The organism is Marivirga salinae, assembly GCF_030503855.1.
Classification (GTDB): domain Bacteria; phylum Bacteroidota; class Bacteroidia; order Cytophagales; family Cyclobacteriaceae; genus Marivirga; species Marivirga salinarum.
In genome coordinates, this window is the sequence record NZ_CP129971.1 from 4,341,918 (window position 1) to 4,357,911 (window position 15,994).

Genomic DNA, 15,994 nt, shown 5'->3' on the forward strand with positions numbered 1-15,994 from the left:
ATTAATGTACAAAAGTTATCTTAAAAGTAAGTCTTTATATATAATAGTTTCCTTGTTATTGTTAACAGGAACTTTAAAGGCTCAACAGTATCCGATTTATTCGCAGTATATTTTTAATGGGCTTATTTTAAATCCAGCCTATGCGGGAAGCCATGTTCAATTAAGTGCTTCAGCTATGTATCGGAATCAATGGGTGAATTTTGAAGGTGCCCCTAAAACATTATTTTTTAGTGCTCACACTTCCTTAATGAATGAAAAAATGGGAGTAGGACTCATTATAAATGATGATCGAATTGGCAGTTATTCTACTCAAAATATTTATGGAAGTTATTCCTTTATTATAAAAATGCCAAAAGGTAAATTAGCACTAGGGTTTCAAGCAGGCCTAAATATTCTATCAGCAGACTTTCGGAATCTTAACCTAGATGATATAGGGGATAATTCGTTTGCGAATATGACGAGTAATCTCAGACCAAATTTTGGAACTGGAGCTTATTTCTACAATAAAAAGTTTTTCGCTGGTTTCTCAGTGCCTTTTTTATTGAATAATGGTTATGGTAATATTGACCTTGAAAATGCACTAAACGAAATAAGATCCGCCAGGTATTATTATTTAAACGGGGGTATGATGCTTCCTTTAAATCGTGAGAAAACAGTAAAATTACAACCATCAGTGCTCATCAGAAGTCAGGAAGGAGCACCTCTTAACTTTGATATTAACACCAGTGTAATCTTTTATGATTTACTCAATGTTGGTATTTCATACAGAAATATTGATGCGGTAATTTCATATATTGATTTTAAACTAAGCGAATCTTTTCATTTTAGTTACTCCTACGATTGGACTACCTCAGCTATTAAAAGTGCTTCCTTCGGAACCCATGAATTTATGATTAATTATAGAGTGCGTTTGAGAGACATTCATGATAATGTAATATGTCCGAAATTTAATGACTTTATGTAATCCAATCTCGAAAAAATACTTTATCTAATTGATAAATTCTTTAATGATTAAAAATAATTTCATTCTATAAAATTATTGCCTGTGAATTAATGCTTTTCCAGCCTGGAAGATTTTATGTTTTCTTTATTGAAACTAAAAAGTAGCTTTTGAGTTGATATTTTAGGTAGTAAAAATGTTAATTAACGATCTTTAATCAAGTAAACTAACTTTTTACTCCCTTTTTGAAGCATAATTCATTAGTTTAAAGTTTCTATGGAAAATTATCTTAATCGTTACCACGAAATCAGGAAAACAACTGAAAGTATTTGTGAACCTTTAGAGACAGAGGATTATGTTGCTCAGCCCATATCGGATGTAAGCCCGCCCAAATGGCATTTGGCACATACCACCTGGTTTTTCGAAACCTTTTTATTGAAAGAATTTTCCAAAGATTACAGAGAATTTCATCCTCAATTCGCCTTTCTTTTCAATAGTTATTATGTAAGCGCAGGTGAAAGAATGTTGCGTCCCAATAGAGGAAACATGACCCGACCAACGGTTGAGGAAATCTATCAATACAGAAAATATGTGGATGTAGCAGTGGGAGAATTACTATCTCACATCATAACCGATGAGATGAAAAATATCCTCGAGATTGGCTTCAACCACGAACAGCAGCATCAGGAATTACTTTTTTATGACATCAAATATATTTTAGGGCATAATCCACTCTTCCCGGCTTATGACAAAGGCTTTGAAGAATATTTCACTGAAGATTGGGAGCATGATTGGGTACATATCAATAAAGGAAATTACAAAATTGGCTTTGAAGGAAAAGGCTTTTCATTTGACAATGAACATAACTACCATGAAGTGCATTTGGAAGGAGCAAAAATCAGCAACAAATTAGTCACCAATGGCGAATATGCTGAATTTATTGAAGCCAAAGGCTATGAAAATCATGAATATTGGCATTCTGATGCCAGAGCTTGGTTAGAAGAAACTGGAATTTCTGCTCCATTATACTGGCATAAAATAGATGGAAAATGGCATTATTATACTTTATCTGGATTAAAGCCTATCAATAAAGAAGCTCCAGTTATGCATATTAGTTTCTATGAAGCTTATGCTTTTGCAGAATGGAAAGGCTTGCGGTTGCCCACTGAATTTGAATGGGAAACAGCTGCCAATTTATTCGACTGGGGAAAAAGATGGGAGCATACTGCAAGCGCATATCTCCCCTATCCTGGATATAAAAAACCAGCAGGTGCTATTGGAGAATACAATGGCAAATTTATGGTGAATCAAATGGTGATGCGAGGTTCTTCCCGCGCCACTTCATTAAATCATTCAAGAAAAACATATAGAAACTTCTTTCACCCACATTTGCAGTGGCATTTTAGTGGGATAAGATTAGCACAAGATTTATGACAACAAACACAACCGAAAAACTCAGCTTTTCAGTGGCAGATGCCGTGAAGGAAGGACTTACACAAAAAGAAAAATCACTCCCCAGCTGGCTATTTTATGATGCCGAAGGTGACCGCCTTTTTCAAGAAATCATGAATATGCCGGAATATTATCTTACCAATTGCGAGTATGATATATTCCAAAAACATGAAGATGATATCTTATCTATTATCTCTGCAGACGTAGCGGGTTTCAATCTAATAGAATTTGGAGCGGGTGATGGCATGAAAACGGAGATTTTACTAAAGCATTTTGTGAAACAGAATGCTACTTTCAATTATAAGCCCGTAGACATTTCAGAAAATGTATTGAATTTGTTGCAAGAAAGAATGCAAAAATCCATTCCTGATTTGGATATAGAACCCATCAATAAAGAGTACTTTTCTGCCTTAGATGCTCTAAATGAAGCCAGGAAAAATCCTATGGTCGTACTTTTTATGGGTGGAAATATTGGGAATTTTGAAATTCAGGATGCACAATCATTTGTAAATCAAATTGCCAATAAATTGAGAACAGGCGACCGAATTATCATGGGATTTGATATGAAAAAAGATCCCGAAATGATTTTAAGTGCCTATAATGATAAGCAAGGCATCACCCGCCAGTTTAATATGAATCTGCTCACAAGATTAAACCATGAATTGGAAGCTGATTTTGATTTAGAGCAATTCAAACATTATCCTTGCTATGACCCGCAAACGGGAACTACGAAGAGTTTTTTAATTTCTCAAAAAAAGCAAACTGTTGAATTAAAAGCCATCGATACCACCATCCATTTTAAAGCCTGGGAGCACATTCATGTAGAAATATCCCAAAAATTTGATGAAGATATGATTGAAAACATGGCAACAGCAGCAGGTTTGGTAGTAGAAAAGTATTTTTATGATGAGAAGGAGTACTTTGCTGATGTAGTGATGAGGAAATAAATAATTTGAACTTTCCCAAAGTTTAGATTTTCACTGGTCTTAGCATCTAGCTAAGACTAGGCGGGGTTCTTTCAACTAATGATTTATGATACTATCCAGCTTCCCATTTCTAAATATCAGTGATATTTGGTTTAAAGAAACTGTGTCTTTTTGAAACTCCAAAAATTCGTATTGATTATGATCTTTTAATACTTTTTCAATTTGACTTTTTGTTAAATCTGATTTATTAATAATATCAATCAAATTCTCAAAATCATCTTCCATTTCATCGTAACTAACTTTATGATAAGTCATTGCATATGCTTGGTCGATGATTGAATATGCAGAAACCAAAGTCACAAAAACAAGCAGTGTTAGGCAACACCAAAAAGCTATTTTCCACTTTTTCATTTGTTCATTTCTTTAATCCTTATCAGTCTGCACTATTTCTGACATCAATAAAGTCCGATATTTCATCTGAAATGCAGTTTCTTGTTCATTTCTTATTTTCTTAGCGCCTTTGCGGTTAACTACAGCCCAATGTCTGACATTTCTCTATAACAAGGTTTGCAGGATTAATCATCATCGATGACTATCCTCATCTTCCAAAATACTCAAATAACTTTCATATCGACTAGGCGCAATTTTCCCTTCTTCCATTGCTTTTCTGAAAGCACATCCAGGCTCATGTGTATGCGTGCAATTATTAAATTTACATTCCCCTATATATTCACGCATCTCAGGGAAATAATGGCTTAGCTCTTCATTGCCGATATCCCAAAGTCCTAATTCTTTTATTCCAGGCGTATCAATCACGAAAGCTCCATCCCAAGCTTCAAACATTTCAGCAAATGTGGTGGTATGCACCCCCTTACCAACTGATTCTGATACCTCTCCTATTCTTTGCTCTATATGAGGCGAAATCAAATTTAGTAAAGTAGATTTTCCTACTCCAGAATGTCCCGCAAAAAGCGAAGTTTTGCCTTCCAAAACGGCTTTCAATTCTTCTATACCAATATTTTCCTCAGCTGAAACTAGCAATACTTTGTAGCCTAACTCCTGATAATCAAATTTGAGAGCTTCATAATATTCCAATCCCTCCTCATCCAACAAATCAGCTTTATTAAAAACTAAAACCGCTGGAATCCTAAACGATTCACAACTCACTAAAAATCGATCAATAAATCCCAAACTTGTGCGTGGAAAAGCTAAAGTCACTATTAAAACTGCCTGGTCAATATTGGCTGCTAGTCGATGACTATGTTTCTTTTTTCGAGTTGATTTCCTGATGATATAATTCTCCCTAGGCAGTACATCTTTAATAATGGCTTCCTTCTCATTTTCAGGTGCAATATTTACCCAATCGCCCACTGCCACCGGATTGGTCACTTTTTCATCATCCAAACGGAGCTTACCTCGTAATCGGCACTCATAAAATTTCCCCTCTGACAAAACGGTGTACCAGCTCCCGGTTCGATTTAAAAACTCTTCCTTGCATCATGATAGCTTCATTTTTTGGATGATAGGTGCAATATGCTTCATAATTTTATCCTTTGCTCCAATATTTTGATTCACATAATCCAAAGCTCTTTGGGAAGATTCTTCAATTTTAAAGTCATCTGAATTCATAATGGATAGAAATTCCTGAGCATTGGCTACCTTAAAAGCAGCATTAACATCTAATAAATCCAAAGCTTCCTGAAATTTACCGTAATTTTTATTTCCGAAAAATACAGGCAAGCCAAAACAAGCGGCTTCCAAGGTATTATGCAAGCCATCTCCAAAAGCCCCGCCTATAAAAGCTATTTTACCATATTGATATAAGGAAGAAAGCATACCTATATTATCAATTAAAATTACTCTTGTTTTCGTTATTGCTTCAGAATTTATTGTACTGAAACGACTTGTCGGAATTTTCAAGACCTCTTCATGAAGTTTTAAATTGGCTTCACTAATATCATGCGGTGCAATAATAGCTTTCCATTCTGGATTTTGTTGTAAAAAAGGCGCTATTGCTTTTATATCTGGTTCCCAAGTACTCCCTCCTATTAAAACGGGCTGATCTTTTGAAAATTCAACAAACATCTCCTGAGGTTTCACACTATCCGTAATGGATTTTACTCTATCAAATCGGGTATCACCACTTACACTTACATTATGAAGGTTAATCCCTTTTAGCAAAGCCGCAACCGTTTTGTTTTGAACAAAAATATGGTCGAATTGCTTCAATATTTTTCTGTAAAAGCCTCCGTGAAATTTAAAAAATCGCTGATTAGAACGGAATATAGCAGATACTGAATATAACCAGCAATCTGCTTCCGATAATGCTTTCAGGTGATAATGCCAGAATTCATATTTCACAAAAAATGCCAGTTTGGGTTGGGTTATTTTTACAAATCGCTCAGCATTTTCAGCAGTATCCAATGGCATATAGCAAATGTAATCTGCCAGTTCATAATTTTTACGCACTTCATAACCCGAAGGAGAAAAGAAAGTCAAGAGTATAAAAAAGTTAGGATGTTCTTTCTTAAAAGCTTCAATCAATGGTCTGCCTTGTTCAAATTCACCCAAAGAAGCACAATGAAACCAAACTACTGGCTGGTTAACAGATTTAAACTTTCCCTCCAACTGAGGAAATAAATCTTTCCGACCTTCTACAAACTTTTTAGATTTGGCATTAATCAATGCATGGAGTTTTACCCCTATGCCCAATAATGAAATACCCAATCGATAAAAGAATTCACCCATGCGGTAAAATTAATGGGAAAAATTTACGAATAAGAAATATTTAGGGATTTAAATGTGAATTGAAAATACTTTGGATAGTGCTACTTTTACTGATTCTGAAATTTCAAAGTCAATTTCACCGATTTTCTTTACAAATCTTTCTTCAGAAACAGAACGAACCTGAAAGCAATCAGCTGAAGAAGGTTTTGACAAATTGTTTATATTATTTGGAGTTACTTTAACCATCCAAGGGGCTACTTCATATTTGGATTTCCAATCAGTTAAAGGAACTACAACCTTTAATGGCAATTTCCCTAAAGCATCATCATTTACAATCAATGCAGGTCTTGTCTTTTTAATTTCTGCTCCTAACGTAGGATCAAGGTTTATTAACCAAATTTCATTTTGCTTCATAAAATCTATCAAAATCAATTGAAGTAAATGCTGTTAACTCTTTATTAGTTTTGTATTCTACCAACATCTCCTCAACTGCATCTTTCATTTCAGCATTACTATCTCTTTCTAAAGATTTCATTGCAAATTGAATAATCTCTTTTCTATCATCAAAAGACATAAGAGATATCTCATTTAAAATTTCTTCTTTGCTCATTTCTTGTATTTAATATTATAATATTTAAACATATTAAATATCATCTTAAGTTCAAAACTCACCCCTTCCTCCTCACAAAAACAGCCACCAAAGCCGAAGTTACAGCCCCGATAATTAGTGCAAACACAGCACTTTGCCATAAATAACTCTTCAAATTAAAATAGGCATCTGCTTCTTCCTGGGTCATTTGTCCTTGATTTACGGCAAATGCTGATGCATTATTAAAATACTCAGGAGAAATCAAATCATGGGTTACCATTTGACTGAAAGGCGTTAAAATCACCACAACTGCTGTGATGATCAATCCTGAAACAAAACCTTGCTTCCAGCTCATTACATTATGATAATGCTTTTTCCGCTTTTCTAATAAGGCAAATACATAAACCAATATGGCTGGAATGGCTACAAAATTGGTGTAAGTCGCATGCTCTGCAATCTTCTCATCATGCCAGCCCATAGCTTTCTCAAAATACATCCAAATGAGCATCATAATCACAAAGATCAGTCCCCATTTTATTTCAATTAGTCGCTTCTTCATTTCTAGGTTTTCGTTGTTGACTTACTAAATATACTCCAAAAAATATCATCAATGCAAATAGCGCTTTCTCCCATTTGAAAACTTCTTGTCCGATTAGAATGGTGATGAAAGTGGCGAAAACAGGTTGTAAATAAATATAATAACCTACTATAGTAGAATTCACATGCTTTAAAGCCATGGCATTTAAGAGATACGCCAAAAATGTTGTTCCAATTATTACATAAACTATACTCCACCAAATTCCTGAAGGAAATTCCTGAAATTCCACATCAAAAATCGGTACTATTCCAAAAGGAACAATCATGATAGTACCAAAAAGAAATACCCATTTCACTACGGTGATAGGCTCATATCTCTGCATTAAAGGTTTTACCATCACCAGATAAATCCCATAGAAAGTAGCATTCAGGAAAATAAATATGTCACCTAAAAAGGCATCATTCCCCAAACTAACTTCCTTATTCAAAACAAGCAAAATCACTCCGCAAGCACCAATTAGAATACCAATAATTTTTCGCCAGGTAATTTTCTCATTCAGCAACCAGAAGGAAATTGCCAAAACAATAATTGGATTAGCCGTCATGATAATGCTGGCATTTACCGGACTCGTCAAGCTTAAGCCATTGAAAAAAATCAGCTGATTCCCCATTACACCAAAGACCGCACATTTGGCAAAAAGCCAGTAATCTTTCTTTCTGAGAACTTTTTCATTAGAGGTGAAAGCATGATAAATCCAAAAGAGAATAGTAGCCACCGTTGCTCTTAATAATATAAAAGCATTGGGACTCATATAATTAGGCATCACACCTTTTGCGATGACGTAATTTGCACCATAGATTAACCCTACTAGTGCCAATGCTCCATGAATTTGCCAAGTCTTATTCATTTGGCAAAAGTAAGGGATTATGTGGATATTGCAGGTTATACATGAGTTCTAAAATTAAATTATACATGAGAGGGATTATTTGGTGCCAATTTTCAAATGATTGCTTCAAAATCTCGTGTAATTGCTTAATTGACTCTATTAAAAATTGAAAGGAATATGATGTTTGGAGAAGATAAACCATTGGCAGAAAGAATGCGCCCTACTAAACTGGAAGAATTAGTCGGACAGCAACATTTGGTAGGCGAAAAAGGAGTATTAAGATTGACCATTGCACAAGGAAAAGTACCTTCTATGATTTTTTGGGGACCTCCTGGGGTGGGTAAAACCACTATTGCCAATATCATTGCTAATCAAGTAAAAGCACCTTTTCAGACATTGAGTGCCATCAGTGCGGGGGTGAAAGATGTACGAGAAGTCATCCAAAGAGCCTCCCGATCAGGAAAAATCATTTTATTTATAGATGAAATTCATCGCTTCAACAAATCACAACAAGATGCATTATTAGGAGCTGTGGAAAAAGGGGTTATTACTTTGATTGGTGCCACCACTGAAAATCCATCTTTTGAGGTTAATTCTGCTTTGCTTTCTCGCTGTCAAGTTTATACACTGAAAGCTTTAGAATTAGAGGATTTAAAAGGATTGGTGAATACGGCATTAGAGAATGATGAAAAATTAAAAGAACTCAATATTGAAATCAAAGAATACGAAGCCTTGATTCAGCTATCGGGTGGAGATGCCAGAAAGCTTTTGAATTTATTTGAATTAGTAATTGACGCTTACGGAAAGGATGAAAAAATAGTAATTACTAATGAGCAAGTTAAAGAAATCGCTCAAAACAGAATGGCGATTTACGATAAGTCCGGGGAACAACACTATGATATCATTTCTGCATTTATTAAAAGCATCAGAGGAAGTGACCCCAATGCCGCACTTTACTGGCTAGCCAGAATGATTGAAGGCGGGGAGGATGTAAAATTCATTGCTCGTAGATTATTGATTTCAGCTTCGGAGGATATCGGACTAGCAAATCCAAACGCTTTATTGATTGCGACCAACACTTTCCAAGCGGTTAGCATGATTGGATATCCGGAAGCGGAAATTGTATTGGCACAATGTGTTACTTATTTAGCTTGTTCCCCAAAAAGCAATGCTTCTTATATGGCTATTAAAAAAGCTAGACAGCTAGTTAGAGAAACTGGTGATTTATCGGTTCCATTGCATTTGCGAAACGCTCCTACTAAATTGATGAAAGACATGAATTATGGTAGCGGATATAAATATTCTCATGACTTTCCTGGAAATTTTGCTTACCAAGAGTTTATGCCTGAAGAAATAAGCAAAAACACCCTCTACGAGCCTCAGGACAATGCTCGAGAGAAAGATTTTCGACAAAAGCTGCAAAATCTTTGGCGAAAAAAGTATAATTATGACTAATCTAAGAATAATGGTATTTTTTTTATTAATTTAATTACCTACCTTTAATTTAATAAAAAACTAAGCATAAACTATAACAAAAAAAGAACATGGATCCTAAACTGGAAAAATGGAAAGAGATTGAATTTAATGTGGATCTTCCTCATGCTAAATACGAAGTCTCGAATTACGGTAGAATAAAAAGTTATTCGACACGTGAAACCGGAAAAATCATCAAAGGATCAAATGTGAATGGTTATCAAGCCATCATGGTTCGTTTTGATAAAAGAATTACTCAAAGTTATTATGTACACCGTCTAGTTGCTGAATCATTTATCCCAAAGGACAATGATAACCAAGTGTATGTTACGCATTTAGACTACGATAAGTCTAATAACCATTTAAGTAATTTAAAGTGGGTTTCTGAAAGGGAATTAGCTGACCATAACAATAAAAACCCGAAGGTATTAAAGAAGCGGGTTACGGGTTATAAATTGACCGAATCAGATGTGAAAGTGATTAAAAAAATGTTGAAAAATGAAAAGACTAGATATAGTCAAATCGCTCGACAGTTTGGAATTACGCACACACAATTGAATAGAATTAGAAAAGGACACAATTGGGGTCACGTAACTATTGATGATTAAAAACTACTGTTTATTTTTTTAACTAGAGCATATCTTCTTAATTGAAGATATGCTTTTTCATTAAAAGGCTATTTTTTTCAATCCATTCATAATTTAATCTGTCCAATCAAAAAAGCTTCAAGCTATTCAATTGTTTATCCCGTAATTCTGCGCTAATTTTAGGCTCAAATTGGTTTACAACATGCAAAGAGATAATATAATATTCGACCTTATTAAGAAGGAACAAAAAAGACAAGAAACTGGAATTGAATTAATCGCGTCTGAAAATTTCACTTCACCTGAAGTTATGGAAGCAATGGGAAGCGTATTAACCAATAAATACGCTGAAGGCTTACCAGGAAAAAGATATTATGGAGGATGTGAAGTGGTAGATGAGGTTGAAAACCTTGCCATAGAAAGAGTCAAAGAATTATTTGGCGCTACTTGGGCTAATGTTCAGCCACATTCAGGAGCACAAGCTAATGCTGCAGTGATGTTAGCTTGTTTAAATCCTGGAGATAAAATATTAGGTTTTGACTTATCGCATGGTGGACACTTAACACATGGATCCCCTGTTAATTTTTCCGGGAAATTATATCAACCTTCATTTTATGGAGTGGAAGAAGAAACTGGTTTAATTGATTGGGATAAAGTTGAGGCTACAGCCAAAAAAGAAAAACCAAAAATGATTATTTGCGGTGCATCAGCCTATAGTCGTGAATGGAATTATAAGAAATTAAGAGAAGTTGCAGATGAAGTTGGTGCTATTTTATTAGCCGATATTTCTCACCCTGCCGGTTTAATTGCAAGAGGTTTATTAGATGATCCTTTGGATTATTGCCACATTGTAACCACCACCACTCATAAAACTTTGCGTGGACCAAGAGGTGGTTTGATTATGATGCGTGATGATTTCGAAAATCCTTTTGGATATAAAAACCCTAAAGGTGAATTACGCAAAATGACCCAACTTTTGGATTCAGGTGTATTTCCTGGAACACAAGGTGGTCCATTGGAGCATGTAATTGCTGCTAAAGCAGTAGCTTTTGGTCAGTGTTTAACTGATGAATATTTCAATTACATCTTACAAGTAAAGAAAAATGCTGAGGTTATGGCTAAAGCATTCACGGATAGAGATTATAAAATCATTTCTGGTGGAACGGATAATCACTTAATGCTAATTGATTTACGATCTAAAGGAATTACAGGTAAAATAGCAGAGGCTGTTTTAGGGGAGGCCGATATCACTATCAATAAAAACATGGTTCCATTTGATGATAAATCACCTTTTGTCACTTCTGGTATGCGAATCGGAACTGCAGCCATTACCTCAAGAGGATTGGTAGAAGCTGACATGGAGAAAATAGTTGATTTCATTGATACTGTGATCACTCAACATGAGGACAAGCAAAAAATAGCTACAGTGAAGAAGGAGATTAATGAATGGATGGTAGATTTCCCTTTATTTAAATAAAACTGGAATCACTTGATATTCAATCCCAAACATCAAATTTTTATCTAATTTTAACTTAGATTTCATATAATCAATATATGCCAGCAGATCAACCACAAGTGGAGATGAGCTTTTTAGATCATCTGGAAGCCTTTCGATGGCATATCGTTAGGGCTTTGTCCGCTGTTGTAATTTTATCTATTGTAGCCTTTGCTTCTAAAGAATTTGTCTTTGGTACTTTGATTTTAGGTCCTTCCCGACCTGATTTTTGGTTCTACCAAATGGCATGTCAATTAGGACAAACTGTGGCTAATTCAACTGCATTTTGTATAGATGAACTCCCTTTCATTATTCAGAGTAGAAAAATGACAGGGCAGTTTAGCATGCACATTACCTCCTCAATTGTGTTGGGAATCATAGTAGCCTTCCCTTATTTTTTCTGGGAAATGTGGCGATTTGTGAGTCCTGCGCTTTATGATAATGAAAAGAAGACAAGTAGAGGTGCCACCTTTTTTGTGAGCTTGCTATTTATGTCAGGAGTATTGTTTGGCTATTATATAGTTTCTCCTATCTCCATTAATTTTTTAGCTAATTATCAAGTAGACCCGACTGTTTTGAATGAGTTTGATATTACTTCCTATGTCTCAACTTTAACAATGCTGGTTTTGGCTTGTGGATTGATGTTTCAATTACCTATGGTGATTCTTTTTATGAGCAAAGCAGGAATAATAAACCCACAGTTACTTAAACAATATAGAAAAATTGCAATAGTGGTGATTTTGGTGATTAGTGCTTTTATCACACCACCCGACCCAATTAGTCAATTATTGATTTCCTTTCCGCTTATTCTTTTATATGAAATAAGTATTTATATTTCAGCAATCATCCATAAAAGAAAAGAGAAGAAAGAAGCAGGGTTAAAGAAATTAGAAGATAGCTAAAAATAAGTTTATGCTTTTTGCCGACATACCAGGACTTACTGATTTAAAAGAACAACTGACAAAAGGTGTGAAATCTGGTAAAATCGCTCATGCCCAACTTTTTTGGGGAAAATCAGGAGCGGCTAATTTACCAATGGCATTGGCATATGCTACTTATTTAAACTGCGAGAATCCTTCTGAGCATGATGCGTGTGGTGAGTGTAATTCGTGCCATAAGAATGCTAAATTCATCCATCCAGATTTTCAATTTTCATTTCCTACTGCTGCCAATGACAGCATTAAAGGTGATGACTCAAAATTGAGCAATAACTTTATGAAGCATTGGAGGTCTTTCCTTTTGAAGGACCCTTTTGCCTCAGCTTCAAATTGGATAGATCATATTGGAACTGGAAACAAACAGCTCAATATTGCCAAGGATGAAAGCAAAAACATCATTAAAAACCTTTCCTTAAAAGCCTTCGAAGGGAAATACAAAATCATGCTAATTTGGCTGCCAGAATACCTACATCCTTCAGCTGCCAATGCACTTTTGAAAATTATTGAAGAGCCTTCTGATAAAACTGTTTTTCTACTTGTTTCTAATAATAGAGAAAAATTAATTGGAACCATCATATCGAGAACACAAGCGGTACATATCCCCAACTATTCTGATGAAGAGGTAAAGGATATCCTTGTTACAAAATATGAAGTTGCGGAAAATCAAGCCAAGCAATTAGCTCACATTGCTCAAGGAGATTTACACAAAGCCGTAGAATTGATTGATGATGTTTCTGATGATGCACAACAAGAATTTGAGCAGTGGATGCGAGAATGCTGGGCAAATGACTATACTAAAATGGTCAAACGTTCTGATGATTTTCATAAATGGGGTAAAATGAACCAACAACAGTGGCTGGTGCATGCTGAGAATATTTTAAGGGAATCATTAGTGGCATTGATGCAAAGTACCGAATTGATGAGAGTACCAGATGAACATGAGCAATTCGTAATGAAATTCAGCAAAACCTTAAGCTTGGAAAAGATAGCTCAGATGAATGAAATCCTCAATAAAGCCATTTATTATTTGGAAAGAAACGCCAGTGCTAAAATGACTTTGCTTAACGTTTCCCTTCAGTTATCTGCTATTTTAAGGCGGAAGTAGAATTTAATGTGATAAAATGCTATTACTTAAATCCTGAAAAATAATCTTGGTTATTTGCTTATGTGTTCTTATGATTCTTTGTGGTGGGAATGGGCAATCGATAGTACAAAACAACAAACATTACTTTTTAACCACAAAAGAGGCAAAAGAAAACAAAAGGGTTTTTCGCTAAAGCGAAAACATTAGACACTACAAATATTTCTTAATTTAAAAGCATTGACGATAAGATTGGCTTTCAAATTATTTACAACAAAAACCCATTCTCCGCCTTTGCTGGTTCAGGAATATTATCATCCTTTATCATTTCCCTTAAATCAATTTCTATAGTTCTTGAAATTGCGGTAATGGGCACATCATTATAGGTTCCCTCAAATGGATTCTCAGAATAGTCCCCAATCTTTTCCATTAAAAAGAACACCCAAATCACAAGAGCTGACAATAATGGAGAAATCCAATACATCCATTCTGCCATATTTTTAAAAATATCCAACATTCCGAATGGCACTAAAAATGCGAAAACAAAGGTAAGCCAAAGAGCAGTGGAAGCATATTGCCTAGGAAAAGGAAATGTTTTGATTCTTTCAGATTTACCTTGTCCATTATAAAATTCACTAACCAAATGATGAAATTCCATATGACGGAAATCTTCAAAATGATTCTGATTTCTTAGCTCTTGAAGCCTCTCAGATTGCTTTCTCATAATTTGGGTAGCCTTATTAGTGTTTTCACTATAGGTGGCCAATTCTTCCTGAGAAATAAATCTCAAAAGTTCCGCATCTAGTTTATCAATATAAGATTCGCAAACAGTTGCGCTAAAAAGCTTATTCAATCTCATGCCTTTATGCTCCCATTCTTTGCTTAATCTCAATTGATAACGAAGAGCAGTTAGCCAAGCAATATGCCGGTAGATTAATTCTTTTTTAATATCATCTGAGTTAACCCCACTCACAAAACTGCAAACCGCTGCACCAAATGATCGACTATTATTTACAATTTCACCCCAAATTTTTCTTGCTTCCCAAGTTCTATCATAAGAACTATTGTTTTTAAAGCCTAAATAAAATGCCACAGCAATACCAATAACACTCAGTGGTTGCCAAGGTAAATTAAAGTTCAAATCAAAAATAAATGCTAAAAATGAAATGATAAACGCATAAACTAAACCCCATAAAAAGGGCTTTCCTGACCATTTAAAAGTCATCCAAAAACCGTAATTCCTATTTACATACATGTGAAAGTAGATTTGATCCTATACTATTATAAACATAGAAATAATTTTCAATAAATGCACTTTTGTCTAAAAGACATGATTTATTTCAGAATACAATTAACGAATGTAGATTTTTCAATTTAAAACATTGAGTGCTACTATCTATTTATACTATATATAATTTTATAACTTCAGTATTATAAAAGCAGATACATCTTATGCGAAAATTCTATCTATCATTCCTATTCATTTTCTTGTCCTCTTCAGTATTTGGTCAAATTCTACATTATGAAAATTTTGCGGTAATCCTGGATACTTCAAAGCATGTGAAAGGAAATATTGTTCCTAGCTTTCAATTTCAAAACCTAAAGGAAAATTTGATTAAATTTGAAAATACTGCTGATTTCTCACTTCTCTTTGAGAAAAATGCAATGACGATTGCCAATAAAGTGGAGCTATCCCGATTTGGTGATGAGACTTTTGAAAGCGGAGGGTATTTATACATTGAATACAGAAGAATACAAGACACTTTACCATTCGCACTAGAACCTTATTTTCAGGCTCATTGGAATGAGGTAAGAGGATTAGATAGAAAATATGCTGCAGGTTTTAATCTAAGATGGCGAGTTTTATACAAAAAGAATTCTGGAATTTTTGCTGGGTTCGGACCTTTCTATGAATATGAAAGATGGGATTATAGAGGAGTTCCAGACTCGGAAACTATTCCAAATCCTGCAAATCCGATTACCAACGAATTGGTAAGATTAGGAAGTTACATCAGCTACAAACAAAGATTAGCTGATAAGTTCCTATTAGATTTCAGTGTTTATTATCAAAACGATATCCAAAATTTATTTGATACTCCAAGAGCAGGAAGTAGTTCAAGAGTAACTTACAAACTGACCCAATATTTAGGATTGACTTTACTTTATCAAAACATGTATGATCCAAACCCAGTGGTACCAATCGACAAATTATATCACAATGTGACATTCAGTTTTAGCATAAATATCTAAAACAGCCCAAGACTATTTGATTTAACCACAGAGTTACACTGAGATTTTCACCAAGGACATTAAGTAACAGCAACATTAGTATTACACCAAAAGCTTCCTGTCATCAAATAAGTTG

General features: G+C 34.7%; 17 protein-coding genes. 9 read left to right on the forward strand and 8 right to left on the reverse strand.

Annotation, left to right across the window (positions count from 1 at the left end; all coding sequences use genetic code 11):
• Positions 1–4: 4 nt before the first annotated feature.
• The 3 genes from QYS49_RS18245 to egtD all read left to right on the forward strand — a co-directional run bounded on the left by QYS49_RS18245 (position 5) and on the right by egtD (position 3,339).
• A complete protein-coding gene (locus QYS49_RS18245; protein WP_308349415.1) occupies positions 5–964 on the forward strand; it encodes a PorP/SprF family type IX secretion system membrane protein in 960 nt (319 codons plus the stop codon).
• A 252-nt stretch (positions 965–1,216) separates the two neighbouring features.
• On the forward strand, positions 1,217–2,374 hold the full coding sequence (gene egtB, locus QYS49_RS18250; protein ID WP_308349416.1) for an ergothioneine biosynthesis protein EgtB: 1,158 nt from the start codon (positions 1,217–1,219) through the stop codon (positions 2,372–2,374).
• Positions 2,371–3,339, forward strand: coding sequence for an L-histidine N(alpha)-methyltransferase (egtD, locus tag QYS49_RS18255; protein ID WP_308349418.1), 969 nt, complete (start codon positions 2,371–2,373; stop codon positions 3,337–3,339). Before egtB ends, egtD begins: the two co-directional genes overlap by 4 nt.
• Before the next feature lie 75 nt (positions 3,340–3,414).
• On the opposite strand, the gene QYS49_RS18260 is transcribed toward egtD, so the two are convergent.
• The 7 genes from QYS49_RS18260 to QYS49_RS18290 form a co-directional block, all read right to left on the reverse strand.
• Positions 3,415–3,729, reverse strand: coding sequence for a hypothetical protein (locus QYS49_RS18260; RefSeq protein ID WP_308349419.1), 315 nt, complete (start codon positions 3,727–3,729; stop codon positions 3,415–3,417).
• A 171-nt stretch (positions 3,730–3,900) separates the two neighbouring features.
• Positions 3,901–4,770, reverse strand: a complete 870-nt coding sequence (gene rsgA, locus QYS49_RS18265; protein WP_308349420.1) for a ribosome small subunit-dependent GTPase A — start codon at positions 4,768–4,770, stop codon at positions 3,901–3,903.
• 45 nt (positions 4,771–4,815) lie between these two features.
• A complete protein-coding gene (locus tag QYS49_RS18270; RefSeq protein ID WP_308349421.1) occupies positions 4,816–6,066 on the reverse strand; it encodes a 3-deoxy-D-manno-octulosonic acid transferase in 1,251 nt (416 codons plus the stop codon).
• A 48-nt stretch (positions 6,067–6,114) separates the two neighbouring features.
• Complete coding sequence (locus tag QYS49_RS18275) at positions 6,115–6,459, reverse strand: type II toxin-antitoxin system PemK/MazF family toxin (protein WP_308349422.1); 345 nt, start codon at positions 6,457–6,459, stop codon at positions 6,115–6,117.
• A complete protein-coding gene (locus tag QYS49_RS18280; protein ID WP_308349423.1) occupies positions 6,446–6,655 on the reverse strand; it encodes a hypothetical protein in 210 nt (69 codons plus the stop codon). The genes QYS49_RS18275 and QYS49_RS18280 overlap by 14 nt, the downstream gene beginning before the upstream one ends.
• Positions 6,656–6,713: 58 nt before the next feature.
• Positions 6,714–7,193 (reverse strand): DUF4199 domain-containing protein, encoded by a 480-nt coding sequence (locus QYS49_RS18285; protein WP_308349425.1) that lies wholly within the window; start codon positions 7,191–7,193, stop codon positions 6,714–6,716.
• The gene (locus QYS49_RS18290) at positions 7,174–8,079 is read right to left on the reverse strand and encodes a DMT family transporter (RefSeq protein WP_308349426.1); all 906 of its coding nucleotides are present in this window, start codon (positions 8,077–8,079) and stop codon (positions 7,174–7,176) included. The genes QYS49_RS18285 and QYS49_RS18290 overlap by 20 nt, the downstream gene beginning before the upstream one ends.
• Before the next feature lie 156 nt (positions 8,080–8,235).
• Here QYS49_RS18290 and QYS49_RS18295 point away from each other — a divergent pair, with 156 nt between their 5' ends.
• From QYS49_RS18295 to QYS49_RS18315, 5 genes are all read left to right on the forward strand, one after another.
• Complete coding sequence (locus tag QYS49_RS18295) at positions 8,236–9,513, forward strand: replication-associated recombination protein A (protein ID WP_308349427.1); 1,278 nt, start codon at positions 8,236–8,238, stop codon at positions 9,511–9,513.
• A gap of 89 nt (positions 9,514–9,602) precedes the next feature.
• Positions 9,603–10,139: an NUMOD4 domain-containing protein gene (locus QYS49_RS18300; protein WP_308349428.1), complete on the forward strand. Its 537-nt coding sequence runs from the start codon at positions 9,603–9,605 to the stop codon at positions 10,137–10,139.
• Positions 10,140–10,320: 181 nt separating this feature from the next.
• Positions 10,321–11,592 (forward strand): serine hydroxymethyltransferase, encoded by a 1,272-nt coding sequence (gene glyA / locus QYS49_RS18305; RefSeq protein WP_308349429.1) that lies wholly within the window; start codon positions 10,321–10,323, stop codon positions 11,590–11,592.
• A 77-nt stretch (positions 11,593–11,669) separates the two neighbouring features.
• Positions 11,670–12,512, forward strand: a complete 843-nt coding sequence (gene tatC / locus QYS49_RS18310; RefSeq protein ID WP_308349430.1) for a twin-arginine translocase subunit TatC — start codon at positions 11,670–11,672, stop codon at positions 12,510–12,512.
• A gap of 10 nt (positions 12,513–12,522) precedes the next feature.
• Complete coding sequence (locus QYS49_RS18315; RefSeq protein ID WP_308349431.1) at positions 12,523–13,653, forward strand: DNA polymerase III subunit; 1,131 nt, start codon at positions 12,523–12,525, stop codon at positions 13,651–13,653.
• A gap of 244 nt (positions 13,654–13,897) precedes the next feature.
• On the opposite strand, the gene QYS49_RS18320 is transcribed toward QYS49_RS18315, so the two are convergent.
• Positions 13,898–14,884 (reverse strand): bestrophin family protein, encoded by a 987-nt coding sequence (locus QYS49_RS18320; protein WP_308349433.1) that lies wholly within the window; start codon positions 14,882–14,884, stop codon positions 13,898–13,900.
• Between the two features lie 197 nt (positions 14,885–15,081).
• On the opposite strand from QYS49_RS18320, the gene QYS49_RS18325 reads away from it, so the two are divergent.
• Entirely contained in the window at positions 15,082–15,879 is a 798-nt protein-coding gene (locus QYS49_RS18325) for a DUF481 domain-containing protein (RefSeq protein WP_308349434.1), read from the forward strand.
• Positions 15,880–15,994: the final 115 nt, after the last annotated feature.

What these genes read in the sequence shown, in the direction of transcription:
- QYS49_RS18245 (WP_308349415.1), top strand. Translation starts at nt 5, where the DNA reads ATGTACAAAAGTTATCTTAAAAGTAAGTCTTTATATATAATAGTTTCC.
- egtB (WP_308349416.1), top strand. Translation starts at nt 1,217, where the DNA reads ATGGAAAATTATCTTAATCGTTACCACGAAATCAGGAAAACAACTGAA.
- egtD (WP_308349418.1), top strand. Translation starts at nt 2,371, where the DNA reads ATGACAACAAACACAACCGAAAAACTCAGCTTTTCAGTGGCAGATGCC.
- QYS49_RS18260 (WP_308349419.1), bottom strand. Translation starts at nt 3,729, where the DNA reads ATGAAAAAGTGGAAAATAGCTTTTTGGTGTTGCCTAACACTGCTTGTT.
- QYS49_RS18270 (WP_308349421.1), bottom strand. Translation starts at nt 6,066, where the DNA reads ATGGGTGAATTCTTTTATCGATTGGGTATTTCATTATTGGGCATAGGG.
- QYS49_RS18275 (WP_308349422.1), bottom strand. Translation starts at nt 6,459, where the DNA reads ATGAAGCAAAATGAAATTTGGTTAATAAACCTTGATCCTACGTTAGGA.
- QYS49_RS18280 (WP_308349423.1), bottom strand. Translation starts at nt 6,655, where the DNA reads ATGAGCAAAGAAGAAATTTTAAATGAGATATCTCTTATGTCTTTTGAT.
- QYS49_RS18285 (WP_308349425.1), bottom strand. Translation starts at nt 7,193, where the DNA reads ATGAAGAAGCGACTAATTGAAATAAAATGGGGACTGATCTTTGTGATT.
- QYS49_RS18290 (WP_308349426.1), bottom strand. Translation starts at nt 8,079, where the DNA reads ATGAATAAGACTTGGCAAATTCATGGAGCATTGGCACTAGTAGGGTTA.
- QYS49_RS18295 (WP_308349427.1), top strand. Translation starts at nt 8,236, where the DNA reads ATGATGTTTGGAGAAGATAAACCATTGGCAGAAAGAATGCGCCCTACT.
- QYS49_RS18300 (WP_308349428.1), top strand. Translation starts at nt 9,603, where the DNA reads ATGGATCCTAAACTGGAAAAATGGAAAGAGATTGAATTTAATGTGGAT.
- glyA (WP_308349429.1), top strand. Translation starts at nt 10,321, where the DNA reads ATGCAAAGAGATAATATAATATTCGACCTTATTAAGAAGGAACAAAAA.
- tatC (WP_308349430.1), top strand. Translation starts at nt 11,670, where the DNA reads ATGCCAGCAGATCAACCACAAGTGGAGATGAGCTTTTTAGATCATCTG.
- QYS49_RS18315 (WP_308349431.1), top strand. Translation starts at nt 12,523, where the DNA reads ATGCTTTTTGCCGACATACCAGGACTTACTGATTTAAAAGAACAACTG.
- QYS49_RS18320 (WP_308349433.1), bottom strand. Translation starts at nt 14,884, where the DNA reads ATGTATGTAAATAGGAATTACGGTTTTTGGATGACTTTTAAATGGTCA.
- QYS49_RS18325 (WP_308349434.1), top strand. Translation starts at nt 15,082, where the DNA reads ATGCGAAAATTCTATCTATCATTCCTATTCATTTTCTTGTCCTCTTCA.